Raw genomic sequence first — 24,327 nt, 5'->3', positions numbered from 1 at the left:
CCAGAACCTGCTGGATCCCCTGTTCCAGCTCCGACTCCACCTCCTCGTCCGAGGGTGGGTCCTGGCGTTTGCCCAGCCGCGCGACACCGGCTTTGACCACATCGGTCAGCACGTTGCCGCCGACCGCTGTGATGGCTCCGACTCCCGCCGACACCATCGCCGGCACGCCCGCACCGGTGGTGAGCAAGGGCGCGACCGCACCCGCGGACAACACCGACAGGAGCACCGGAGAGGACCACGTGCGTGCCCTGTCCCCCGTCGACCTGACCAGCCGGGCCACCCTGGCACGCACCCCGGCTCGCATCACCTTCGATCGATCACCAGGCGCCTGAGCATCCACAGTCCCAGACCGTTCCCGCTCGAACGGGGCCCGACACAAATGGTCATACATATGTGATCAGGCGAGCCCTGCGCCACCGGCCGGTCGGGGTGCCACAGGCCGTGTGGTGGCCGACGACCGAAGGCCGTCCAGGCCGAAGGTCAGCAGTCGCTCGCCCTGGGCTGCGGAGCTCTGCTCGCCCGCCCAGGCCGCCGCATTGACCAGCGCGTACAGGTCCGGGGCCGTGACGTCCGTCCGCACCTCACCGGCCGCCCGCGCCCGCGCCACCAGCTCCTCCCCGGCGGCGAGCACCGCCTTGCATGCCGTGTGCAGCTCAGAGGTCTCGTCTTCGACGGCCTCCATCAACGCGGCGCCCAGCCCTCGGTAGACCGTCGTGTGGGCCATCGCCGTTCGCGCCCAGGCGGCCAGGCCGTCGAAGGGCGAGGGGTCGGCGAGCAGCTCTTCGCCGGTCGCGGCCAGGGCCCGCATCCGATCACCCAGCAACGCCTCCAACAGCGCACGCCGGGTGGGGAAATGACCGTAGAGCGTGCCGTTGGCCACCCCGGCCCGGCGCGCGATCTCCTCCAGCGAGAAGTCCGCGCCGTGCTCGGCGAACGCGGACGCGGCCTCGGTCAGCAACCGTTCGTAGTTGCGGCGCGCGTCCGCACGCATGCGGCGCCTGGGCGCCGGTGTGCCGGTCTCCATAGGCAGAAGCCTCTCACTGGCTAATTCGAGAGTGTCTCGATATATTTCTCGGGACAGTCTCATTTTATCGCCCCCGGAGGTCACGTCATATGGCCACGCCCCAGCATCGTTCGCTCTCATCCACCGCCGCCGCGCGCAGGGCCGGCAAGCCCATCCTGGTCACCGGCGCCACCGGCCGGCAGGGCGGAGCCACCGCCGTGCGCCTGCTGGCCGACGGCTGGCCCGTCCGCGTTCTCGTCCGGGAGCCCGCCGCCGCGGCCGTCCGCGAACTGGCCGCGGCGGGCGCCGAGCCACTCCAGGGTGACCTGGACGACCCCGGCAGCCTGAAAGCGGCCATGGCCGGCGCCCACGGCGTCTTCGCCGTCACCCCCGACGACCTCGACAGCGAACGCGAGATCCGGCGTGGCCGGCACCTGGCGGACGCCGCGGCGGCGGCCGGCGTCGCCCACCTGGTCTTCACCTCCGTCGGCGGCGCCGAGCGGGGCACCGGCATCTCCTACTGGGAGAGCAAGTGGGCCATCGAGCGGCACATCGCCGCTCTCGGCCTGCCGGCCACCGTCCTGCGGCCGGTGCGTTTCATGGAGAACCACGCCATTCCCGGGCTCAGGCTGGGCGGCATCTCCGCCGACGGAGTCCTGCGCCACCTGTTCGGTTCGGACGTGCCCGTGCAACTGATCGCGGTGACCGACATCGGCGCCTTCGCCGCCCTGGCCTTCGCCGACCCGGCCGCCTACCTCGGCCAGGCCCTGGAGCTGGCAGGAGACGAGCTGACCCCCGACGCGACCGTACGCCTGATCAGCAGGCACCTCGGGCGCCAGATCACGTACCAGCAGGTCGCGGGCGAGGGACTGAGCATGGACACCGCGCGTGCCTTCACCGCCCAACGCGGACTGTGGCGCGCCGACATCACCGCGCTGCGCCACCGCCACCCCGGCCTGCTGGACTTCCCCGCCTGGCTGGAGCGAGGAGGTGCCCGCGCCATCGCCGCCCTGCTCGACGGATGAGCGGATGACCCGCGCGGGTCACGCCGTGAGCGGGCTGGTGCCCATACTTTGTTTCGGGAATCGGTTTCGGTCAGGGGTCATGGGACCGTACGGTAATGGTTTGATGACCCCATTCACATCTTCCCCAGCCGTCCCTCCTGCCGCCGCGCCGACCTCGGGCACCCGGCCATGAGCGTGGCACAGCAGCCCGTCCGCATCCTGTTCGTCGGAGGTCACGGCCGATCAGGCAGCACCCTGATATCCCGCGCGCTGGGCGCGGTCGACGGGGCGTCCTGTGTGGGCGAGCTGCGCTACCTCTGGACCCAGGGCGTGACGAAGAACCAGCGCTGCGGGTGCAACAGGAAGTTCGCCCGCTGCGCGTTCTGGCAGGAGGTCGGCGAGGCCGCCTTCGGCGGCTGGCGGAACGTGGACGCCGCCGAGATGGCCAGGCTCCACCACTCGGTCATGCGCATCAGGCACGTTCCGCGCCACGTGCTGCCCGGCAACACGGGCGCCTTCGGGCGGCGCGTCCACCAGTACGCCGAGACCATGGCCACGGTCTACCGGGGGATCGCCGAGGTCAGCGGGAGCTCGGTGATCGTGGACTCCTCCAAGTTCCCCACCTCGGCGCTGCTGCTGCGCCGCGTGCCCGGCGTCGACCTGCGCATCGTCCAGCTCGTACGCGGCCCGCACGGCGTCGTCCACTCCTGGTCCCGCCAGGTCAGGCGCGCCGACAAGGGCGGACGCCTGATGGCCACCCACTCACCGGCGCAGACCGCCTCCGAGTGGCTGGCCTTCAACGCCGCCATCGAGTCCTTCCGCCTGACCAGCACCCCGTGGACGCTCATGCGGTACGAGGACTTCATCGCCCGGCCCCGCCAGGAGCTGTCCAGGGTCCTGGAGTTCGCCGGGCTGCCGTCGCCCGAGACGCCGTTCCTCGGCGACGGCACGATCGACCTGCCCGCCGATCACAGCGTGGCGGGCAACCCGATGCGCATCCGTACGGGTGTGGTGCCGCTCAGGGCGGACGAGGAGTGGCGGACGGCGATGCGCCCGGCCCGCCGCCGCATCATCACCGCCTTCACCGCCCCGGGCATGCTCCGCTACGGCTACCCGCTCCGCTGACTCCGAGGCTGCCGGATCTCGGCCGCGGGGATGATCTGCGCCGTGCCGGCCGGGCCGCGCTGGTGGTCCAGGAGGGTCTGCTGGGCGAAGCGGGCGAGCTCGCGCGTGGCCGGGGAGAGGGTGTGGCCGCGCCGGGTGACGAGGGCGATCGTGTCGTACATCGGCTCGGCGAAGGAGACCACGTGTAGCCCGCCGGGGAACGTGTCGCTGGCGACGGCGGCCCGGCAGGCGAAGGTGTCGCCCACGCCTGCGCGCACCAGGGCCAGGGCCGAGGCGAGATGTTCGACCTCGATGAGCGGCTCGACGGTGACGCCGGCCAGCCGGGCCCGCGTGCTGAGTTGCCGCCTGGCCGGGTCGTTGTCGCCGTAGTGGGCGTCGTACAGGATCATGGGGGCGGTCGCCACGTCGGTGATGGTGCGCGGTGAGCGGGCGCGGGCGCGGTCCGCGGTGATGTACACGACCTCGTCGCGCACCAGCGGGGTCACGGACAGGTTCTGCTGGTCCACGGGCAGCGCGACCAGTCCGGCCTCGATGTCACCACTCTGGACGGCCGCGGCGGTCTCGGCGGAGTTCTGACCCACCAGGCGGACCCGCACGCGGGGATGGCGCCGGTGGAAGTGCAGGGCCAGCTCCGACAGCGCGTAGAACTCCGCGTTGCGCAGCAGGCCGAAGGTCGCGGTGCCGCCGTCGAGGTCGCGGAGCGCGTGTACGGCCGTGACGCCCAGCTCGGCCGCGGCCAGCGCCTGCTCGGCGAAGGGAGCCAGCTCGTCGCCCGCGGGCGTGCTGACCAGCCCCCGGCCCGCGCGGCGGAACAGCTCCATGCCGAGCTCGTCCTCCAGCCGGCGCACCAGCTCCGAGACCGACGGCTGGTCAGCCCGAGAATCCGTGCCGCCGCGGTGAACGAGCCGCCCTTCCTCGCCTCCAGGAACGCCTGCAGTTGCTGCAACGTCATAGGGAAACCCTATCGATTCGACTGGATTTGCCCCTATTGTGCCATGGCATGGTGTCGCCTATGCTCCCTGAAAATGGCCTCTGACCAGCCCGTATGGCTTTTCGCGAAGTCCTGCTGGGGCAAGGAGACACATGCGCAGGATCGTCAAAGCCGCGCAGGGGACGGCGCCCGCGGAATCGCGGTCGGAACCCCGTACGGTGGTCGCCGAGATCATCGCCGACGTCAGGAAGCGGGGTGACGCGGCGGTCCGCGACCATTCCGCGCGGCTCGACCGGTGGGCGCCCGCCGACTTCCGGCTGAGCGAGCGGCAGATCGAGGAGTCGCTGAGCCGCGTGGACCGGCAGACCCTCGCCGACATCCGCGAGGTGCAGGAGAACGTTCGCGGGTTCGCCGTGCGGCAGCGGGCCTCACTCCACGACTTCGAGGAGGAGATGCAGCCGGGGGTGCTGCTCGGGCAGCGGAGCATTCCCGTCGGGTCGGTCGGCGCGTACGTGCCGGGCGGACGTTACCCCCTGCTCGCCTCCGCGCACATGACGATCGTGCCCGCCAAGGTCGCCGGAGTGCGAAGGGTGGCGGCCTGCACGCCGGCGGGCGGCGGTGAGCTCCCCGATGCCACGATCGCCGCTATCCACCTGGCCGGCGCCGACGAGATCTACCTGCTCGGCGGCGCGCAGGCGGTGGCCGCGCTGGCTCTGGGGACCGAGTCGATCGAGCGGGTGGACATGCTCGTCGGTCCCGGCAACGCGTACGTGGCCGAGGCGAAGCGCCAGCTGTTCGGGGAGGTGGGCATCGACCTGTTCGCGGGCCCGACCGAGGTGCTGATCGTGGCCGACGAGAGCGCCGACCCCTTCGTGGTCGCGGTGGACCTGCTGAGCCAGGCCGAGCACGGCCCGGACTCCCCCGCGATCCTCGTCACCACCTCCGGCGGCCTCGCCGAGGCGACGTTGCGCGAGGTGGACGAGCAGCTGGCGAAGCTGCCCACCCGCGACGTCGCCGGTCCCGCCTGGCGGGATCACGGTCAGGTCATCGTGGTCGACGGCCTGGACGAGGCGTTCGCCGTGTCGGACGAGTTCGCCAGCGAGCACGTACAGGTGCTGACCCAGAACCCGCGCCTGGCCCTGGACCGGCTCAGGAACTACGGGGCGCTGTTCCTCGGCGAGCGGACCTGCGTCTCCTTCGGCGACAAGGTCATCGGCACCAACCATGTGCTTCCGACCAGGCAGGCCGCCCGCTACACCGGCGGGCTGTGGGTCGGGATGTACCTCAAGACCGTCACGTACCAGGAGGTGACCACAGACGCCGCCAGCGCGTATCTCGGCGAGCTGTGCGGGCGTGCCGCCCGCGCGGAGCGCTTCGAGGGCCACGCGCGCTCGGGCGACCTGCGGGCCCAGCCTCCGGGACAGCGCCCGGCCTGGGCATGATCCACGGGAGGACCCGTGTCGCAGTCCATCGTCCGCACCGTTCTCGGCGACGTCGACCCGGCGGCTCTGGGGCACACACAGCCCCATGAGCACCTGCTCTCCGACCTGTCCAGGCCGCTGTCACCGCGCGCCACGGTCGGCGAGCGGGCCCTCGACAACGCCCCGATCACCCTGGACAACCACTACCGCGTACGCCGTGACCACACCTCCGAGGACCTCCGCCTCGACAGCCCCGACGTCGCCGTGGCCGAGTTGCGAAGGTATGCCGAGGCGGGCGGCGGCACGGTCGTGGACGCCACCAGCATCGGGCTCGGCCGCGACCCCGCCGGGCTGGCCGAGGTCTCCAGGCGTAGCGGCGTCCACGTCGTCATGGGCTCCGGCTTCTACTACCGCGACTACCACCCCGCCGACGTGGCGACCAGGGACCGGGACGACCTCGCCGAGGAGATCGTCGCCGACCTCAGGCACGGCGTGGGCGGCACGTCGATCAGGTCGGGCGTCATCGGTGAGATCGGGCTCAGCCACCCGCCGCACCGCGAGGAGGAGAAGGTGCTGCGGGCCGCCTGCGCGGCGCAGAAGGAGACCGGCGCGGCCCTGATGATCCATCCAGGCCGCGACCCGCGCTCCCCAGGCCAGGCGCTGGATCTGGTGATCGGGGAGGGTGTCGACCCGTCGCGGGTCATCATGAGCCACGTCGAGCGCACCGTCTTCTCCGCGCTGGAGATGCGCGCCATCGCGGGCACCGGGTGCTATGTCGAGTTCGACCTGTTCGGGCAGGAGTCCAGCTACTACTCCCTGGCGCCGATCGACATGCCCAACGACGCGACCCGCGTCGACTACATCGTGGATCTGATCGAGGGCGGCTTCGCGTCCCAGGTCCTCATCTCCCAGGACATCTGTCACAAGACCAACCTCACGCGTTACGGCGGCGAGGGCTACACCCACATCCTCGAGCACGTCCTGCCGCTGATGCGGCGCAAGGCGATCAACGACGTCCAGATCGCGCAGATCACCGTGGCCAACCCTGCTCGCGCGCTCGCCTTCCCGGGCTGACCGCCAGGCCGAAAGGATCCACCCCCTCCATGATCAGCGACTTCATCAGTCCCGGTGGCACGAGCGCCGCGCAGCGGCGGGTGCTGCTCGGGGCGAGCACGGGCCAGTTCGTCGAGTTCTACGACTTCGCGATCTACGGCTTCTCGGCCGTGGCCGTCGCCGACGCGTTCTTCCCCGGCGACGACCCGGTGGCGAGCCTGCTGTCGGCCTTCGCCGTGTACGGCGTCGCGTTCGTCGCCCGGCCCCTTGGCGGGGTGTTCTTCGGCGCGCTCGCCGACCGCGTGGGCCGCCGGGCCGTCCTGTACGCCACGCTCATCTGCATGGGCGTCTCGACGGCGCTGATCGGCCTGCTGCCCACGCACGCCGCCGCCGGGGTCATCGCGCCCATCCTGCTCGTGTTGTGCCGGCTGGTCCAGGGGTTCTCGGCGGGCGGCGAGGCGGTCGGGGCGCCGTCGTTCGTGCTCGAACACGCCCCCTTCCAGCGCCGCGCCACCTGGATCGGCGTCACGGTCGCCGCCTCCGCCGCGACGTCCGTGGTCGCGCTCGTGCTCATCATGGGAGTCACCGGCGCGATGTCCGACGCGGCCTACGCCTCGTGGGGGTGGCGCGTCCCGTTCCTCGTCGCCCTGCCGCTCTCCCTGGTCGGCATCTACATCCGCAGGCGCACCGAGGAGAGCCCGGTGTTCCAGGAGCTGCGGCGGAAGAACGCGATCGAGGCCAGTCCCGTACGCGGCTCCCTGCGCGGCAACTGGACCAGGCTCGGCCAGATCTTCGCCGTCATGGCCCTGTCCGGCCTCGGCTTCTACGTCCTCGTCGGCTACTTCGTCACCTACCTCCAGACGGTCGTCAAGCTGAGCCTGCTGGAGTCCCTCGCGGCCAACGCCGTCGCGCTGCTCTCGTTCTCCGTGCTGCTGCCGATCGGCGGGCGGCTCTCCGACAGGTTCGGCCGCAAGCCGATGCTGGTCATCGGCGCGGCGGCGGTCGCGGTGGTCAGCGTGCCCGCGTTCCTCCTGGTCACCAGCGGATCCTTCGGCTCCGCGGCGATCGGGCAACTGCTGCTCGCCGCGGCGCTGTGCACGTACGGGGGCGGCAGCTACACCTTCTTCGTCGAGTTGCTCCCCGCCGCCACCCGTGTCACGGGAGCCGCCATCAGCTACAACCTGGCCTTCGCGCTCTTCGGTGGTACGGCGCCGTTCGTCGGCACGTGGCTGGTCGACGTCACCGGCACCCCCGTGTCCCCTGGCTACTACCTCGTCGTGGTGGCCCTCGGGGCGCTCGCGGTGGCGGTGACGACCCCGGAGACACGCGTCGAGCAACAGATCGGGGCCGCGAGCGCGCGGTCACACGCCGGGCCTGCGACGGCGACGCAGGGGTAGAGGTAGGAGTAAGGGCCACCATAAAACCCATGACCGCTTTTGTCCGGATATATCGCACAGCGTACGGTTGGATCCCATGTGTGGCATCGCAGCTATCTATCGCGACCGACCAGAGACCGATCCGCTGTCCGTCAGCGCCGCGGGCGACGGGATGCTCTCGCGCATCACCCACCGCGGCCCGGACGACAGCGACCACTGGCTCGTCGGCCGCCACGCCTGGCTCGGCCACACGCGGCTGTCCATCGTCGACCTCGCCGGCGGCCGCCAGCCCCTGGGCTCGCCCGACGGCTGGTCCCTGGTCTGCAACGGCGAGATCTACAACCACACGCACATCCGCGAAAGCCTCGGCGAGGAGCAGTTCGCCACCGCCTCCGACAGCGAGGCCGCCCTCGCGCTCCTGCGGTCGTACGGGCCTGGCGCGCTCGACCGGCTCCAGGGCATGTGGGCGTTGTGCGCCGCCGCCCCCGGCGGGCGTTTCGTCGCGGCCCGCGACCGGCTCGGCATCAAGCCGCTGTACTGGGCTGACGATGGTGACGGCATCCACTTCGCCTCCGAGCTGCGGGCCTTCCCGCTGGCCGTGCAGGCCGCCGCGGAGTCGTTCCCGCCCGGCTGCTACTGGACGCCGCAGGAGGGCCTCGTACGATTCGCCGACGCCGTGCCGCGGACCGGCTCCGGCGTGTGGGAGGGCGTGACGGCCGAGGAGGCCGAGAAGGCCACCCGTGACGTGCTGGTCGACTCGGTCGTCCGGCACCTGATGGCCGACGTCGACGTGGGCGTCTTCCTCTCCGGCGGCCTCGACTCCAGTCTGGTCGCCGCGATCGCCGCCGCGGACTACGCCGCGCAGGGCAGGCGGCTGAAGACCTTCGCGGTCGGCACCGCGGACTCCCCCGACCTGCTGGCGGCACGCGAGGTGGCGGAGTTCCTCGGCACCGAGCACCACGAGGCCGTCTTCGACGCCGAGGAGGCCGTCTTCGCCCTGGACGAGGTGGTGGCCTCCGTCGAGTCCTTCGACGCCAGCCTCATCCGCAGCGCCGTACCGAACTGGTTCCTGTCCGAGCTCGCCTCGCGGCACGTCAAGGCGGTGCTGACCGGCGAGGGCGCCGACGAACTGTTCGCCGGCTACGACTACTACCACCGTGAGCACGCGGGGCCCGGTGAGCTGGAGGCGGAGCTGGTGCGTACCCTGGAGCACCTGCACGGCCTCAACCTCCAGCGTTGCGACCGCGTGACGATGGCGCACGGCCTGGAGGCCCGCGTCCCCTTCCTCGACGCGGACGTCATCGCCCATGCCATGTCCCTGCCGCCCGAGCTGAAGGCGCTGGAGTCCGGCGGCATGGAGAAGGGCCACCTGCGCCGGGCGTTCGCGGGCCGGCTGCCCGACCGGCTCCTGTGGCGGCGCAAAGCCCAGTTCGGTACGGGCAGCGGAGCCCAGGACCTGCTCACGGGGCACTTCGAGCGGCGGGTCAGCGACGAGGAGCTCTCCGCGGCGCGCGGCGAGTGCGACTTCGAGCTGCGTACCAAGGAGGAGCTGGCCTACTACCGGGTCTTCCGGCACGCCCTGCCCTTCGTCCGCCCCGAGGCGGTGCTCACCCGCTTCGCCACGGCATGAGAGAAGTGGTCAGCGGGGCAGGAAGCCGCGGTAGACGACGCGCCGCACCAGGTGCACCGGCCACTGCCGGTCCCTGATGCCGCTCAGCACGAGGGCGGCCACCGCACCGGTGAGGGCGCTGCCGACGATGACGCTCATCACGAGCATGAAGGCGATTTCCATGATGTTCCTGCCAGAAGTTGAAAGTTAAACTTGCCGGCTTCGAACAGCGCCCTCCCCCGTCCTATTCCGGCCGCTCAGCCGACACGGTGGGCCTCCGCCGGGGTGACCTGGTCACCGGCGCGTACGCCGTGCAGGACGTGGGCCAGCACCTCGGCCCCTCTGACCACCCTCGGCCCCGGCCGGTTGAAGTAGGCGGGCCCGTCGAGCACCCACACCGCCCCGGCGCGTACGGCGGGCAGCTCGGCCCAGCCAGGCAGCCGGGTCAGCTCCCGCCACTCCGACTCCGTGCGCTCCGGCGGGAAGCCGCAGGGCAGCAGCAGGATCACGTCGGGCCGCGACTCGCGGACCCTCTCCCACCCGATGGGCGAGGTGTGCTCCCCGGCCTCGGCGAGCAGCGGCTCGCCGCCCGCGCACCGGATCTGTTCCGGCACCCAGTGACCGGCGGGCCAGAGCGGGTCCAGCCACTCGATCGCCGCCACGCGCGGGCGCGGCCGGTCCGCGACCAGCTCGCGTACCGTCTCCAGCCGTTCTTCCAGCTCGCGGACCCGCCGGGCCGCCACCTCGGGCACGCCCAGCACCTCGCCCACCCGCTCGACGCAGCCCAGCACGTCGGGAAGCGTGCGCGGCTCCAGGCTGATCACCCGCGGCCCGGCGTCGAGCAGGCGGACCGCCGCCGAGACGCCGGTGTAGGAGACCGCGCACACGTCGCACAGGTCCTGGGTCAGCACCACGTCGGGGGCGAGCTCCGCCAGCCGCTCCACGTCGAGCGTGTAGAGGGACGAGCCCTGGTGGGCGGCCCCTCCGACCGCGTCGGAGATCTCCCTGCTGCTCATCCGGTCGGCCGAGAACTCGGCCGCCGTGACCACCGGCACGGACGCCACCAGGTCGGCCGGCCAGTCGCACTCATGGGTTCGGCCGACCAGGTCACCGCCCAGGCCCAGCTCGGCGACGATATCGGTGGCGGCGGGGAGCAACGACAGGATGCGCATACCGCGACCTTAGACGGCGTCTCACAGCCCGGCGGAGGCGGCGCCGCGGCGCTGACGGTTTCGCTCTCGGCGCCGCGCCTGCGCAGATCTTCGCTTACTGTGCGTCTCGGGGGCATGTCGCGAAAAGGACCGCCGGGCCAGTGGGCACGGAGCCCGGCGTGCTGAGGGAGATTCGGAGGATGACGTTGGGGATGGGCGCTCGGACGCAGGAGCATCTCGGCCCTTATCGAGTGGTCAGGAAGATCGGCGAGGGTGGCATGGGGGTCGTCCACCTCGGTGTCGACGGCGAGGGCCGCGAGGTCGCGATCAAGGTGCTGCACCCGCACGTGGCGGCCGACCTCAAGGCCCGCGACCGGCTGGTCCGCGAGGTGGAGACCATGCGGCGGGTACGCAGCCCGAACGTGGCCGAGGTGATCGACGCCGAGTTGGCGGGCGAGCAGCCGTACGTCGTGACCAGGTTCGCACCTGGCCGCACACTGGAGGACACCGTGCTGGCCGACGGCGCGCTGGGCCCGCGCGAGGTCGTCAAGCTCGCCCAGGGGCTGTGCCAGGCGCTGGTGGCCGTGCACGCGGCCGGCGTGATCCACCGGGACCTCAAGCCGTCCAACGTCATGCTGGTCGACGGGGAGGCGCTGGTCATCGACTTCGGGATCGCGCATCTGGTCGACGCGGTCAGACTGACGCGGTCGGGGATGTTCGTCGGGACGCCGGGGTATCTGGCACCGGAGATCATCCGTGAATCGCAGATCACCCAGGCGGCCGACGTGCACGCGCTGGCCTCGACGGTGTTCTTCGCCGCGACGGGGTCGCCGCCGTTCGGCACCGGAACGTTCGAGGCGGTCTGCTACAACACCATGGAAGGCCGGGCGCAGATCGACCGGGCTCCGGCGTGGTTGCGAGCCTGGTTGTCGCGGGCGCTGCAGGTGGACCCGGCGGCCCGGCCCAGCGCGCGGGAGTTGCTGCGGATGGCCAGGGCGCTCGATCCGGGCGGCGGCAGGAAGCCCGTCACCCGCACGCTGACCATGGACACCATCTCCGAACTGCTGCCACCGGTCAAGTACGCCCGGAGGCGCAAAGAACAACCGCCTGCCCCGGCGCCGCGTACCGACCAGCGGGTGGCGGGCCGCCCGTCCGCGCCGGAACCTGAGCCCGCGGAACGTCAGCCGTTCCTGGCGAGCAGCGGGTTCGTCGGGGTGCTGCTGCTCGTCACGCTGGTGGCGCTGACCGTGGTCATGCCGGTCATCGTGGGGATGTTCGCCGCCGTGCTCTCCCTGGCGCTGCGCGTCGGCGAACACCTCTTCGGCGAGCACCGGCGAACGGCGCCCAAGACGGCGCTCGTGACCGCGGGCCACGTGCTGCTTTCGCTGGCCGTCGGCATCGTCGCCGCGAGCCTGCTGCACTGGGCCGACCGGCTGACCGGCGACCAGGCGGAGTCCCTCGCCGCGGGCGTCTTCACGCTGGGACTCTTCGTGCTGCCCGGCGCGGGCGCGGTCCGTCAGGCCGCCACGCGTACGCTCGCCCGCCTCCTGCCCGGCCACAGCGCGACCGTGGTGACGGTGGCCGTGATGGGCCCCGTCGCGCTCCTCTCTCTGATCGTCGCCCTCTCTCAGGGCTAGACGAGGCCCGCCCCGCGGCCTTCTGCGCGAAGCGCCGCGGCGGCGCGGACCCAAAGCTCACACGCATGGTTGACAACGCGTAAAAGCAGTTCGTAATCTGCTGGAAACGTTCCCGCAAACGTTTCCAGGAATAGAGGAGCTGAGGCGTCCATGCGGATCGAGAGAATCGAGACCATCCCGCTACGCGTGCCGCTGGGGCGCGTCTACCGGGGCAGCTACTACTCGATGACCCACCGGTCGACGATCGTCACCCGGGTCCACCTGGACAACGGCATCGTGGGCGAGGCCTTCGTCGGCGACGAGGACGACACCAATGCCGCGATCGAGCGGGCCGTCCACGACGAGATCCTGCCGCGGATCCAGGGCGAGGACGCCCTGCAGGTTCAGCGCGTCTGGCAGCTCATGCGGCCGGTGACCTTCAACATCCTCCGCGACCGGCGCATCGGCCTGGTCGCCCAGGCGTGCGTGGACACCGCGCTGTGGGACGCGATCGGCAAGTGCTACGGCCAGCCGCTCTGGCGGGTGTGGGGCGGCTTCCGCAACGAGATCCCGATGATCTGGACCGGCGGCTACTACGACGAGCCAGGCGGCATCGACGCCGAGTTGCGGCGGGCCAAGGACGCGGGCGTGCACGGCATGAAGTTCAAGGTCGGCGGCCTGAGCCCGGAGGAGGACGCGGCCCGGTTCATCGAGGCGCGCAAGGCGGTCGGCGACGACTTCGTGCTCATCGCCGACGCCAACCAGGGCTGGAACCCGGAGCAGGCGATCAGGTTCGCCCGGCTGGTCGAGGACCACGGCCTTTTTTACTTCGAGGAGCCCGTACGCTGGGACAACGACCACCGGGGGATGCGGGACGTCCGTTACCGGTCGGGTGCCCGCGTCTGCGCGGGACAGAGCGAGTTCTCCGCCGGAGGCTGCCGGGACCTGATGGTCGCCGGGGCGATCGACTTCTGCAATTTCGACGGCTCCTGGTCCGGCGGGCCGACCGAGTGGCTGCGGGTCGCGGCGATGGCGCTGACCTTCGACGTGACGATGAGCCACCACGAGGAGGCACACATCGGCGCCCACCTGCTCTCGGCGATCCCCAACGGCACCTTCGCCGACACGATGCACGTCGACCGCGACCCCATCTGGCACGGTCTGATCGCCAACAAGCCCGACCTGACCGGCGGCGTCATCAGGCTGAGCGAGCGGCCGGGCCTGGGCTGGGACCTCGACGAGGACTTCATCCGCAAGTACGCCGTGACGTACGACGAGAACGGCCTGGTCCAATGAGCGCGCCGGCGGCCGCCCCGCGTGAGCTGAGCCGTCCTGAGCTGCGCCGCGTGCTGCTCTCCAGCATCATCGGCACGGCGGTCGAGTGGTACGACTACTACCTGTTCTCCATCGCGTCCTCGGTGGTGTTCGCGGAGCTGTTCTTCCCGCAGTTCGACAAGACGACGGGGACGATCAGCTCGTTCGCCACGTTCGCCGTCGGCTTCCTGGTGCGCCCCCTGGGCGGGGCGTTCTTCGGGCACTTCGGCGACCGGATCGGCAGGAAGAACGTCCTGATCATCACGCTCGTCCTGATGGGCGTGGCGTCCACGCTGATCGGGGTGCTGCCGACGTACGCCTCGATCGGGGTCTGGGGCGCGGTGCTGCTGTCGCTGCTGCGCGCCGTGCAGGGCTTCGGCGCCGGAGCGGAGTACGGCGGGCGCGGTGCTGATGCTGGCCGAGACCGCGCCGAAGCGCCGCCGCGGGCTGTACTCCGCGCTCCCGTACACCGGCGTGGCGGCCGGGCTGATCATGTCCAACGGCGTCTACGCGATGGTGTCCGGGCTGCCGGAGGAGGACATGCTGACGTGGGGCTGGCGGGTGCCGTTCCTGCTCAGCATCGTGGGGGTCGGGGTCGGTCTGGTGATGCGGCTGCGGCTGCACGAGACGCCCGTCTTCCAGGAGGTCAAGAAGTCGGGGCTGCAGGTCAGGCGGCCGGTCGTCGAGGTGTTCAAGCGCACGCCGCGCAACCTGTTCTGCGCGTGGGGCGCGCAGATGGGCGACAAGTCGATGGCCTACATCTTCGAGTCGCTGATCATCGTGTACGTCACCGAGCAGGTGGGCCTGCCGGAGCAGATGGTGCTGACCGGCCTGCTGATCGCCTCGGCGGTCCAGTTCGTCACCATTCCCGCCTTCGCGGCGCTGTCGGACCGGATCGGGCGCAAACCGGTGTACATCCTCGGCGGCGTGCTGTCTGCGCTGTTCGCCTATCCGTTCTTCCTGCTGCTGGACACCGGCAGCACGCTGTGGATCTGGCTGTCGATCATCTTCGCCTCGTCGATCGCCAAGATCATGATGACCTCGGCCCAGGCCGCCTGGTACGCCGAGATGTTCCCGCCGAGCACCCGCTACAGCGGCTTCGCCCTGGCCCGTGAGGGCTTCGCGCCGCTCTCCGGCGGGCTCGCGCCGATGATCTCGGTCTCGCTCCTGGCGCTGGGCGGTGGGGAGCCGCACTGGGTGGTGCTCTACATCGTGGTGCTCGGCCTGATCACGGTCGTCTCGGTCGCGCTCGGACCCGAGACCAGAGGCGTCGAGATGTTCCCCAAGACGACCAAGGAGGCGACCGTACGCGCATGACGCCATTGAAGATCATCGACATCGAGGCGATCCCCATCAGGGCCCCGCTGGCGCGGGAGTTCAAGGGCAGTTTCTACCACATGACCCACCGGGCGACCATCGTCGTACGGCTGACCACCGACCAGGGGATCGTCGGGGAGGCGTACGTCGGCGACGAGGACGCCACCGCCGCCGAGATCCTGGCCTTGATCCAGAACGAGATCGCGCCCGTCGTCACCGGCATGGACGCCATGGCCACCGAGAAATGCTGGGCGGCCATGTACCCGGCCACGTTCGACATCCTGCGCGACCGGCGGATCGGGCTCGTCGCGCTCGCCGGCGTGGACTCCGCGGTCTGGGACGCGGTCGGCAAGGCGCTCGGGCAGCCGCTGTGGCGCCTGTGGGGCGGTGCCCGCGACCGGGTGCCGATGACCGCGATCGGCGGTTACTACGGCGAGCCCCTCGGTCCGATCGCGGAGGAGATCGCCTACTACCGCGACGAGCTCGGACTGGCCGGGATGAAGTTCAAGGTCGGCGGCCGCTCCCCCGCCGTCGACGCCGAGCGGGTGGCCGCCGCGCGCGAGGCCGCGGGCCCGGACTTCGTGCTGTGCATCGACGCCAACCAGGGATACACCGTCCCGGAGGCGGTCGATCTGTGCAACCGGGTCAGGGACCTCGGCATCCGCTGGTTCGAGGAGCCGGTGCGCTGGCACAACGACCGGCGCGGGCTGCGGGACGTACGGAGCATCGGCGGCATCCCCGTCGCCGCCGGGCAGACCGAGCTCACTCCCAGCGGCTGCAGGGACCTGATGGAGACCGGCTCGATCGACGTGTGCAACTTCGACGCCTCCTGGTCCGGCGGGCCGACGGCCTGGCGTCGTACGGCCGCGGTGGCGACCACGTACGACGTGGAGATGGGACACCACGAGGAGCCGCAGGTCAGCACGCACCTGATCGCGAGCGTGCCGCACGGCACGTTCGCCGAGTGCTTCCACCCGGACCGCGACCCGTTCTGGTGGTCCATCGTGGGCAACCGGCCGCGGCTCGTGGACGGGCACCTGGAACTGCCGACGGGACCGGGCTTCGGCTGGGAGCTCGACTGGGACTACATCAACCGGCACCGCCTCGACGCATAGGATTGCTCCGGTAACGATTCGAAGCGGAGATGGGGAAAGCCTTGGGCGGCGAGTCGAGGCCGGCCGCCGAGCCAGGCGGCCGCGCCAACCTCCGCGACGTGGCGCAGCGGGCGGGGGTCGCGGTCTCCACGGTGTCACGCGTGCTGTCCGGCCACCCCGACGTCAGCAGGGCCACGCGCGACCGGGTCATGGCGGTCGTCGACGAGCTCGGCTACCGGCCCAACGTGCTCGGGCAGATGCTCAGGCGCGGCGCCACCCGTACGGTCGGGTTCGCCATCGGCGACATCTCCAACCCGCTGTTCGCGCAGATCGCGCTGGGCGCGGAGGCCGTGCTCGGCGAGCGCGGCTACTCCCTGCTGCTCAGCAACTCCATGGGCGAGCCCGAGCGCGAGCTGCACAACCTGCGGATGCTGGAGCAGCGGCGGGTCGACGGCCTGCTGCTGTCCGTGACGACCGAGCGCGACCCGAAGCTGCTGGCCGCGCTCGAGGGCTTCGACGGGCCGATGGTGGCGATCGACAGGGAGATCCGGCTGACCACCGGCATCGGCTCGGTCTGCTCCGACCACCGCACCGGCATCTCCGGCGCGGTGCGGGCGCTGCACGCGGCCGGGCACCGGCACATCGCGCTGGTCGCCGGGCTCGCCACCCTGCGCCCCGGGCGCGAGCGCATCGAGGCGGCCACCGGGACGGCCGAGTCGCTCGGTGTCCGCTGCACGGTCCGCTCGACCGCCGGCTTCACCGCTCTGGCGCCGGAAGGGCTGCTCGACCTTCTCAAGGGTCCCGACGCACCCACCGCCTTCATCGCAGGCAACAACCAGATGCTCGGCAGCGTGCTGGGCGCCATGGAGGCGGCGGGTACGCCGGACGTCTCGCTGGTGACCTGCGACGAGGTGCCGCTGCTGCGGTTCTTCCGGCCGCGGATCGCCATCGTGCGCCGGGACCCGTACCGGCTGGGGCAGGAGTCGGCGCGGATGCTCGTCGACTGCCTGGAAGGCGGCGGGACGCTGAAGGACCTGCGGTTGCCGACGTCCTTCGATCCCGGCGACAGCATCCACCCCGTGGCCTGAGGATCGCCGGGGCGCGAGACCGGCCTGGCCGTCCCCGGCGCGGCCGCCATCGGCTCCGGACGCATGGTGGAAGCGCACCATCCAACCGTAGCCGGGGAGTCACGCGGGGTAGGCGTGGGTCTCGGTGGCCTTGACCGATGCCCAGATCGACTGGCCTGGGGTCAGGTCGAGGTCGGCGAGGGCGGCCGGGGTGATGTCGGCGAAGGCGGTGATCGGGCCGTCGAGGTGGACGCGTACGTTGTCGCCGTGCCGTTCGATGCCCTCGATGCGGGCCTGCCAGAGGTTGCGCGGGCTGCCGTCGGGGCGGGTGCGGTAGAGCGCCACCGCGGCGGGCGGGAACGCGACGAACGCGGGCCCCTCCAGGTGTTCTGAGGTGCTGAAGAGCAACTCGCCGATCTTGACCCGGGCCCCGTCGGCCGGGCCGCGATACAGGTTGAGTCCGACCAGGCGGGCGACGTACTCGGTGCGGGGGTTGCGGGCCACGTCGGCGGGGGTGCCCTGCTGGACGATGGCGCCATCCTCGATGACGATCAGCCGGTCGGCCAGCACCATGGCGTCGAGCGGATCGTGGGTGACCAGCACGGTGGCGCCGTCGAAGTCGGCCAGGTGGCGGCGTAGCCGGGAGCGGATCTCCAGGCGGGTGTGCGCGTCCAGCGCGGCCAGCGGCTCGTCGAGCAGGAGCAGGCGGGGACGTACGGCCAGGGCGCGGGCGAGCGCCACCCGCTGGGCCTGACCGCCGGACAGCCGGCCTGGCCTGGCCGCCGCCCTATCGGCGAGCCCGACGCGGTCGAGCAGCGCGGCGGCCGTACGGCGGGCTTCGGCCTTGGAGACGCCCTGGCAGCGCGGTCCGAAGGCCACGTTGTCCAGGGCCGACAGATGCGGGAAGAGCAGATAGTCCTGGAAGACCATGCCGATCGGGCGGCGCTCGGCGGGCAGGGTGTGCAACGGCCGGCCGTCCAGAGTGATCTGGCCGCCGGACACGGCGGTGAGCCCGGCCAGAGCGCGCAGCGCGGTGGTCTTGCCCGCGCCGTTGGGGCCGAGCAGCGCGACGACCTCGCCCGGGGCCACCTTCAGAGCGATGTCGAGGGTGAAGGCGGGCCGGGTGACGACCAGGTGAGCGTGGAGCGTCATGGCGAGTTCACCCACCGATCGCGCAGGCTCGCCAGGATGATCACGGATACGGCGAGCAGCACGAGGCTGAGCACGATGGCCGCCTCAGGCTCGGTCTCCAGCGCGAGATAGACGGCCAGCGGCATCGTACGGGTCGTGCCGGGGAAGTTGCCCGCGAAGGTGATCGTCGCGCCGAACTCGCCCAGCGCCCGCGCCCAGCACAACACCGCCCCCGCCACCACGCCCGGCATGATGAGCGGCAGTGTGACCCGGCGGAACACCGTCCACCGCGAAGCGCCGAGCGTGGCGGCGGCCTCCTCGAACCGCTGGTCCGCGCCCCGCAGCGCCCCCTCGACGCTGATCACCAGGAACGGCATCGCCACGAACGCCTCGGCGATGACGACCCCGGCCGTGGTGAACGGCAGTGTGATCCCGAACGTCGTGTCCAGCCACTCCCCGATCAGCCCGCGCCGCCCCAGCACGAGCAGCAGCGCGACGCCACCCACCACCGGTGGCAGCACCAGCGGCACGGTCACCAGGGCCCGGACCATCCGCCGGCCGGGAAACGACACCCTGGCCAGCAGCCAGGCCAGCGGCACGCCGAACAGCAGGCACACGGCCGTGGCCACGGTGGCGCACACCAGCGACAGCCGCAACGCCTCCAGCACCTGCGGCTGGGCGAGCCGGGTGAGCAGCGTCGGCCAGGGCGCCCTGATCAGCAGCCCGGCCAGCGGCAACACCAGGAACGCCAGGCCGAGCACCGCGGGCAGCACCAGCATCCACGGCAGCCGCCCACGGGACAGACCGGCACGCGACCTCAAGGCCCCTCCCTGGTCAGCACGCGCCCTCAAGGCCCCTCGACCCCCACCCCGTCAGCACCCGACCTCAAGGCGCCTCCCTGGTCGGTGCGCGACCTCAAGGCGCCTCCCTGGTCGGCACGCGAGCTCAAGGCGCCTCGAACCCCGCCTTGGTCAGCACGTCCATGCCCTGCGGCGAGCGCACCAGGTCGACGAACTGCCCGGCCAGGTCGCCGGCGGGCGCCTGGGCCAGGGTGGCGATCGGGTAGTCGTTGATCGCCTGGTCCGCCTCGGGGAAGGCGATGCCCCGCACCTGCCCGGCCGAGGCGATCACGTCGGTCCTGTAGACCAGGGCGGCGTCCACCTCGCCCAGCCGGACCTTGGTCAGGGTGGCCTTGACGTCCTGCTCCAGGGTGACCGGCGTGACCTTCAGCCCGGCCGCGTTCAGCGCCTTGACCGCCGCCGCGCCGCACGGCACCTGCTCGGCGCACAGCGCGACCTTCACCTTGGCGTCGGTGAGGTCCTTCAGCTCGTCCACCCCGGCCGGGTTGTCCTTCGGCACGGCGATCTGCAGCTTGTTACGGACGAAGGTCCGCGGTGCGCCTGCCGGCGAGGCGTCGGTGACGGTCTTCATCGTGGCCGGGCTGGCGGCGGCGAACACGTCGGCGGGCGCCCCCTGGACGATCTGCTGGGCCAGCGTGGCGCTGGAACCGAAGTTGAACCGCACCGTCGTGCCAGGATGGGCGGCTTCGAAGAGCTTGCCGAGCTCGGTGAACGTCCCGGTCAGAGACGCGGCCGCGAACACCGTCACCTCATTCGCCCCGCCGGCGGGCGCGGAGGACGCGGAGGAGCCGGCCGGTGCCACGGAGCCGCATCCGGACAGCCCGGCGACCGCGAGCGCGACCGGCAGGGCGATCACCCATCGGGAAAGAAACACCTATGGTCTCCTCACAAGGCGCCGGCCACGCGCTCGTGACCGGGAATCTCGACCACGACGTTGGTGGACTTGATCACGGCGACCGCCACCACCCCCACCTCCAGGCCGAGCTCGTCGGCGGCCTGGCGGCTCATCAGCGACACCACGCGGAACGGCCCTGTGGCGATCTCCACCTGCGCCATCACCGAATCCCTGAGCACCTCGGTCACGATCCCGCGAAAGCGGTTACGCGCCGAGGAGCGGCCGGCGTCGTCGAGCGTCTCGACTTGGGACCGGGCGAACGCCGCCAGCTCCGCGCCCCGCACCCGCCGATGGCCGTGCTCGTCGCGCTCGGCCGCCAGCCGGCCCGCGTCCACCCAGCGGCGGACGGTGTCGGAGCTGACCCCGAGCAACGCGGCGGCCTCGCTGATCCGGAACGTCGTCACAAGCTCTCACCCTACCCTTCGCACATGCCAACATGAAGACCGGAATTCCACCGCAACAGCGGCACGATCGACCACCATGCCATGGCATCCGCCGATCAAGGCGGGAAGCGTTCGGCGACCAGCCCGATGAACAGCCGCGTGACCGCCGACTGGGGCCGGTGCGGCAACGCGAGCTGCAGCGAGCTGGTGTGCCCGGCCACCGGCACGAACCGCACGCCAGGGCCGGCCTGCGAGCGGTAGCGGGCCGGCATGAGCGAGACGCCGACCTCGGCCTCGACCAGCCGCAGCGTGGCCACGGTGCTGGCCACCTCGTCCATCGAACGCGGCTCGAAGCCCTTGAGCGACATCCACCGCCGCGTCGACAGGAACGGCTCGCCGGCCATGGCCAGCAGCTCCTTGCGCGTGACGCGTACCCGCTCCGCCATCGGGTGCGTGGCAGGCACCACCAGGCACATGTCCTCGCGCAGCAGCTCGACCAGCCGCCAGGCGCTGTCGGCCGCGTTCTCGTCGCGGACGAACGCGACGTCGTCCTCCCCTGTGGCCAGCCCGGCGGTCTGCTCGCGGAACGGCCGCTCGGTGAGGGTGAAGGCGACTCCCACGTGCCGCAGCCGCATCTCGCCCAGCAGGCTCACCACCGCGTCCAGCGCCGAGCCGACGAAGCCCACGGACAGGTGGCCGAGGTCGCCGCGGGCGGCGCGCCTGGCCCGGTCGAGCGCCCGGCCGCTCTGGGCGAGCAGCCGCTCACCCTCGACCATCAGCTCCCTGCCTGCCTCCGTGAGCGACACGCCGTGCGGCCCGCGGATCAGCAGAACCGCTCCCACCTGCGCCTCCAGCGCCTGCACCTGACGGCTGAGCGTGGGCTGGCTGACGTGCAGGCGCTCGGCCGCGCGCCCGACGTGCGACTCCTCCGCCACCGCGAGGAACGACCTGATGAGCCGGAGATCAACCTCGGACGTCATACGCGAAACGTATCGCATACCTCTTTATTCACATTGGACCGCATCACCTCAGGCTCCTACCGTGATGTGCGTCACGACCTCTCATTTCAGGAGGTGAGCCGATGTCCGCTCCGGCTTCTCCCTGGTATCGGCAACTCTCCCGGCAACACTGGCACGCCCTGGCGGGCAGCTGGCTCGGCTGGACGCTCGACGGGTTCGACTTCATCCTGATCACGTACGTGCTGACGGACATCGCGACCGAGTTCGAGGTGAGCCTCACGACCGCCGGGACCCTGGTCCTGGCGACGTTCGCGACGCGCTGGCTCGGCGGCGCGTTCATCGGCAGCTTCGCCGACCGCTTCGGGCGCAAGACCGCGATGATCGCATCCGTCCTGCTCTACTCCTTCGCCACCTTCCTGTGCGGCCTGTCCTGGGACTTCTGGTCCCTGATGATTTTCAGGCTGGTCGTCGGGATCGGCATGGCGGGCGAGTACGCCGCGGGCAGCACCCTGCTGCTGGAGAGCTGGCCCGAACGCGTCCGCAACAAGGCCAGCGGCTTCCTGGTCTCCGGCTGGGCGGCGGGCGGCCTGCTGGCGGCGGCCGTGTACGCGCCGATCGTCACCGCCTTCGGCTGGCGGGGCCTGTTCTTCGTGGGCATCGCTCCCGCCCTGCTGACCATCTACATCCGCTTCGGCGTGGCCGAGCCGGAGGAGTGGCGCTCGGCCGCCGACCGCGACGAGGCCCCGAAGGTCTCCTTCTTCCAGTTGCTGTCGCGCCGCTGGCTGCCGGTGGCCGCCGCGCTGTTCGGCCTGATGTTCGCCAACTTCGCGACGACCTGGCCGATCCTGTCGCTGATGCCGACCTACCTGAAGTCCACCGGGTACGACGAGGGCGCGACCGGCACCCTGATGTTCGTGGCGAGCCTGGGCGCGCTGTTCGGCTACTGGGCCTCCGGATTCCTCGGCGACCGGATCGGCACCCGCCGGGCGCTGATCTGGGTCATGGCCCTGTCGCTGGTCTTCGTCGCCACCACGTTCGCGGTGACCACGGCGGGCAGCGTGGTGCTGGCAGTGAGCCTCTTCCTCGTCGAGTTCACCAGCCTGGGGATCACCGGGCTGCTGCCCAAGTACATCGCCGACCACTTCGACCCCACCCTCCGGGCCTCCGGGCTCGGCACCACCTACAACCTCGGCTCCATCGCCGGCGGCCTGTCCCCCGTCTGGGGCGGCGCGCTGGCGGGAGTGATCGGGCTCGGTTCCGCCATCGGCGTGCTCACCGCCTTCTGGACCCTCGCCTGCATCGCGGTCATCGGCTTCGACCTGCCGCGCCGCGCGCTCGGCCGCGCCATGGCGACTCAGCCGACCGCCGTACACAACTGAAGGAAGGGACACTCATGTACGTCAGGGACACCTACGACGTGGCCGTGGCCGGTGGCGGCACCGCCGGCGCGGTCGCCGCGATCGCGGCCGCCCGCACCGGTGCGCGTACCCTCCTGGTGGAGCGGTACGGCACCCTCGGCGGCGCGCTGGCGCTGGGCATGAACCTGCTGGGAGCGGCCGACGGCGAGGGCTACTGGGCGCTCGGCGGCATCGGCCGCGAGCTGGTCGAACGGCTGCGCCCGGCCGGCGGCGCCACCGCGGCGAGCACCGACCCGCAGTTCGGCTCGGTCCTGGCCCAGGATCCCGAGGTGCTGAAGCTGCACCTGCTCGACCTGGCCGTCGGCGCGGGTGTCGAGCTGCTGCTGCACACCACCACGCTCGACGTCGTCCAGGGCCCCGACGGGCCGGCGGGGGTGCGGGTGGTCACCAAGCGCGGGATCGAGTTCGCCGGCGCGCGGGTGCTCGTCGACTGTACGGGCGACGCCGACCTGGCGGCCTCGGCGGGAGCCGGCTTCACCGTGGGCCGGGCGTCGGACCGGCGTACCCAGCCGGCCAGCCGCATCTTCCGCGTCGGCGGGGTGAACATGGAGGCCGTCTGGGACTACCTGCGCCACCACCCCGACGACCTCGAACCGCCCAAGGGGTGGACCGGCGGCCGGTACGACGTGGAGCGCCTGCGGGCCACGCCAGGCGCGACCATCGAGGCGTTCGGGGCGCTCATCAAGCGGGCGCGGGCGGCCGGCGACTGGACCATCCCCCGCTATCGGCTAGGCCTCTACACCCTGCCCGGCCGCCACGACGTGGGCGTCAACGTCACGCGTACGCACGGGGTCGACGGCACCGACCCCGACGACCTCACCCGCGCCGAGGTGGAGACGTCGCTGCAGATGCTCCAGGTGGTCGCGTTCCTGCGCGGTTACGTGCCCGGGTTCGAGGAGGCGCACATCGTGTCCACGCCGTACCAGGTCGGCATCCGCGAGACCAGGCACGTGCGCGGCGGTTACGTGCTGGAGCAGGACGACGTGTTGTCGGGGCGCGACTTCGCCGACCAGGTCGGGCGCGGGGCGTACCCGCTGGACGTGCACGACGTGGACGCGCGACGGGGCGGCTCGGTCCTGCGGCCGATCCGCCGCTCGTTCGGCATCCCGATGCGCTGCCTGCTTCCAGAGGGGGTGTCCCGCCTGGTGGTGGGCGGGCGCCCGATCTCGGCCACGCACGAGGCGGCGGGCTCGATCAGGGGGCAGGCCGTGTGCATGGTGACCGGGCACGCCGCCGGCGTGATCGCCGCGCTCGCCGCGAAGGGCGAGCGCGACACCCACGACCTGGACCCCGACCAGGTACGCGCGACGCTCCGCGAACAGGGCGCCCTGCTCGAACGCGGCGAGCACATCGACCAGCCCGCCCCCGATTCCGTACGCGTCCTCGACCCGGCCTGATCGGCGGCTAGGCCAGCGGGAGGCGGCGTAGTCCCGTCATGCTCGGTGTGGGCATGAACTCCACCGGGTCGTCCGGATCGGTGCGCAGCGCACTGACCCGATCGAGCAGGATGTCCAGCGCGACCCGTCCTTCCAGCCGGGCCAGCGGCGCGCCCAGGCAGAAGTGGATGCCGCGGCCGAAGGCCAGATGCGGGTTGGGGTCG

Annotated in this window: 24 protein-coding genes and 1 pseudogene; 15 read left to right on the top strand and 10 right to left on the bottom strand. The window is 71.5% G+C overall.

Annotated features, from left to right (window positions below; genetic code table 11):
• Positions 1-131 precede the first annotated feature (131 nt).
• The gene (locus ITP53_RS30450; RefSeq protein ID WP_195898898.1) at positions 132-332 is read left to right on the top strand and encodes a hypothetical protein; all 201 of its coding nucleotides are present in this window, start codon (positions 132-134) and stop codon (positions 330-332) included.
• Between the two features lie 65 nt (positions 333-397).
• Here ITP53_RS30450 and ITP53_RS30445 read toward each other — a convergent pair whose 3' ends face one another.
• Complete coding sequence (locus ITP53_RS30445) at positions 398-1,024, bottom strand: TetR/AcrR family transcriptional regulator (RefSeq protein WP_195898897.1); 627 nt, start codon at positions 1,022-1,024, stop codon at positions 398-400.
• 89 nt (positions 1,025-1,113) lie between these two features.
• On the opposite strand from ITP53_RS30445, the gene ITP53_RS30440 reads away from it, so the two are divergent.
• Together ITP53_RS30440 and ITP53_RS30435 are read left to right on the top strand one after the other, a co-directional pair.
• Positions 1,114-2,028, top strand: coding sequence for an NmrA family NAD(P)-binding protein (locus ITP53_RS30440; protein WP_195898896.1), 915 nt, complete (start codon positions 1,114-1,116; stop codon positions 2,026-2,028).
• A 168-nt stretch (positions 2,029-2,196) separates the two neighbouring features.
• Positions 2,197-3,132 carry a sulfotransferase gene (locus ITP53_RS30435; protein ID WP_195898895.1) on the top strand — a complete coding sequence of 312 codons (936 nt, stop codon included), beginning with the start codon at positions 2,197-2,199 and terminating at the stop codon, positions 3,130-3,132.
• Here the strand turns inward: ITP53_RS30435 and ITP53_RS30430 are convergent.
• Entirely contained in the window at positions 3,117-4,097 is a 981-nt protein-coding gene (locus ITP53_RS30430) for a LysR family transcriptional regulator (RefSeq protein WP_456238107.1), read from the bottom strand. The genes ITP53_RS30435 and ITP53_RS30430 overlap by 16 nt on opposite strands.
• A gap of 118 nt (positions 4,098-4,215) precedes the next feature.
• Between ITP53_RS30430 and hisD the strand changes: the two genes are divergently transcribed.
• From hisD to asnB, 4 genes are all read left to right on the top strand, one after another.
• Positions 4,216-5,505 carry a histidinol dehydrogenase gene (hisD, locus tag ITP53_RS30425; protein WP_195898894.1) on the top strand — a complete coding sequence of 430 codons (1,290 nt, stop codon included), beginning with the start codon at positions 4,216-4,218 and terminating at the stop codon, positions 5,503-5,505.
• 15 nt (positions 5,506-5,520) lie between these two features.
• The gene (locus tag ITP53_RS30420) at positions 5,521-6,558 is read left to right on the top strand and encodes a phosphotriesterase family protein (RefSeq protein WP_195898893.1); all 1,038 of its coding nucleotides are present in this window, start codon (positions 5,521-5,523) and stop codon (positions 6,556-6,558) included.
• A 29-nt stretch (positions 6,559-6,587) separates the two neighbouring features.
• Positions 6,588-7,934, top strand: coding sequence for an MFS transporter (locus ITP53_RS30415; protein ID WP_195898892.1), 1,347 nt, complete (start codon positions 6,588-6,590; stop codon positions 7,932-7,934).
• 76 nt (positions 7,935-8,010) lie between these two features.
• Positions 8,011-9,543 (top strand): asparagine synthase (glutamine-hydrolyzing), encoded by a 1,533-nt coding sequence (gene asnB, locus ITP53_RS30410; RefSeq protein WP_195898891.1) that lies wholly within the window; start codon positions 8,011-8,013, stop codon positions 9,541-9,543.
• Between the two features lie 9 nt (positions 9,544-9,552).
• On the opposite strand, the gene ITP53_RS30405 is transcribed toward asnB, so the two are convergent.
• Positions 9,553-9,705: a hypothetical protein gene (locus tag ITP53_RS30405; RefSeq protein WP_195898890.1), complete on the bottom strand. Its 153-nt coding sequence runs from the start codon at positions 9,703-9,705 to the stop codon at positions 9,553-9,555.
• 74 nt (positions 9,706-9,779) lie between these two features.
• Positions 9,780-10,694 (bottom strand): cobalamin-binding protein, encoded by a 915-nt coding sequence (locus ITP53_RS30400; protein WP_195898889.1) that lies wholly within the window; start codon positions 10,692-10,694, stop codon positions 9,780-9,782.
• A gap of 179 nt (positions 10,695-10,873) precedes the next feature.
• Here ITP53_RS30400 and ITP53_RS30395 point away from each other — a divergent pair, with 179 nt between their 5' ends.
• From ITP53_RS30395 to ITP53_RS30370, 6 genes and pseudogenes are all read left to right on the top strand, one after another.
• Positions 10,874-12,310, top strand: coding sequence for a serine/threonine-protein kinase (locus tag ITP53_RS30395; RefSeq protein WP_236051338.1), 1,437 nt, complete (start codon positions 10,874-10,876; stop codon positions 12,308-12,310).
• A gap of 150 nt (positions 12,311-12,460) precedes the next feature.
• On the top strand, positions 12,461-13,585 hold the full coding sequence (locus ITP53_RS30390) for a mandelate racemase/muconate lactonizing enzyme family protein (protein WP_195898888.1): 1,125 nt from the start codon (positions 12,461-12,463) through the stop codon (positions 13,583-13,585).
• Positions 13,582-13,941 (top strand): annotated as a pseudogene (locus tag ITP53_RS61300) (MFS transporter); the annotation flags it as partial. The gene ITP53_RS30390 and the pseudogene ITP53_RS61300, both read left to right, overlap by 4 nt.
• Before the next feature lie 73 nt (positions 13,942-14,014).
• Positions 14,015-14,920 carry an MFS transporter gene (locus ITP53_RS59495; RefSeq protein WP_268961184.1) on the top strand — a complete coding sequence of 302 codons (906 nt, stop codon included), beginning with the start codon at positions 14,015-14,017 and terminating at the stop codon, positions 14,918-14,920.
• On the top strand, positions 14,917-16,035 hold the full coding sequence (locus ITP53_RS30375; protein WP_195898886.1) for a mandelate racemase/muconate lactonizing enzyme family protein: 1,119 nt from the start codon (positions 14,917-14,919) through the stop codon (positions 16,033-16,035). Before ITP53_RS59495 ends, ITP53_RS30375 begins: the two co-directional genes overlap by 4 nt.
• A 29-nt stretch (positions 16,036-16,064) precedes the next feature.
• Complete coding sequence (locus ITP53_RS30370; RefSeq protein ID WP_195898885.1) at positions 16,065-17,102, top strand: LacI family DNA-binding transcriptional regulator; 1,038 nt, start codon at positions 16,065-16,067, stop codon at positions 17,100-17,102.
• A 99-nt stretch (positions 17,103-17,201) separates the two neighbouring features.
• Here the strand turns inward: ITP53_RS30370 and ITP53_RS30365 are convergent, their stop codons facing one another.
• The 5 genes from ITP53_RS30365 to ITP53_RS30345 all read right to left on the bottom strand — a co-directional run bounded on the left by ITP53_RS30365 (position 17,202) and on the right by ITP53_RS30345 (position 21,330).
• Positions 17,202-18,233: an ABC transporter ATP-binding protein gene (locus ITP53_RS30365; protein WP_195898884.1), complete on the bottom strand. Its 1,032-nt coding sequence runs from the start codon at positions 18,231-18,233 to the stop codon at positions 17,202-17,204.
• Positions 18,230-18,991: a molybdate ABC transporter permease subunit gene (gene modB / locus ITP53_RS30360; protein ID WP_195898908.1), complete on the bottom strand. Its 762-nt coding sequence runs from the start codon at positions 18,989-18,991 to the stop codon at positions 18,230-18,232. Before modB ends, ITP53_RS30365 begins: the two co-directional genes overlap by 4 nt.
• Before the next feature lie 166 nt (positions 18,992-19,157).
• Positions 19,158-19,946, bottom strand: a complete 789-nt coding sequence (gene modA, locus ITP53_RS30355; RefSeq protein ID WP_195898883.1) for a molybdate ABC transporter substrate-binding protein — start codon at positions 19,944-19,946, stop codon at positions 19,158-19,160.
• An 11-nt stretch (positions 19,947-19,957) separates the two neighbouring features.
• The gene (locus tag ITP53_RS30350; protein ID WP_195898882.1) at positions 19,958-20,371 is read right to left on the bottom strand and encodes a TOBE domain-containing protein; all 414 of its coding nucleotides are present in this window, start codon (positions 20,369-20,371) and stop codon (positions 19,958-19,960) included.
• Between the two features lie 95 nt (positions 20,372-20,466).
• Positions 20,467-21,330 (bottom strand): LysR family transcriptional regulator, encoded by an 864-nt coding sequence (locus ITP53_RS30345; RefSeq protein ID WP_195898881.1) that lies wholly within the window; start codon positions 21,328-21,330, stop codon positions 20,467-20,469.
• A gap of 101 nt (positions 21,331-21,431) precedes the next feature.
• Between ITP53_RS30345 and ITP53_RS30340 the strand changes: the two genes are divergently transcribed.
• Positions 21,432-22,688 (top strand): MFS transporter, encoded by a 1,257-nt coding sequence (locus ITP53_RS30340; protein WP_195898880.1) that lies wholly within the window; start codon positions 21,432-21,434, stop codon positions 22,686-22,688.
• Between the two features lie 14 nt (positions 22,689-22,702).
• On the top strand, positions 22,703-24,124 hold the full coding sequence (locus tag ITP53_RS30335; protein WP_195898879.1) for an FAD-dependent oxidoreductase: 1,422 nt from the start codon (positions 22,703-22,705) through the stop codon (positions 24,122-24,124).
• Between the two features lie 7 nt (positions 24,125-24,131).
• Here ITP53_RS30335 and ITP53_RS30330 read toward each other — a convergent pair.
• The coding region (locus tag ITP53_RS30330) for a cytochrome P450 (protein ID WP_195898878.1) at positions 24,132-24,327 on the bottom strand (196 nt) is incomplete at its 5' end.

This window comes from Nonomuraea cypriaca (assembly GCF_015645445.1).
GTDB lineage: Bacteria > Actinomycetota > Actinomycetes > Streptosporangiales > Streptosporangiaceae > Nonomuraea > Nonomuraea cypriaca.
This window is presented reverse-complemented; position numbering and strand designations above follow the sequence as displayed.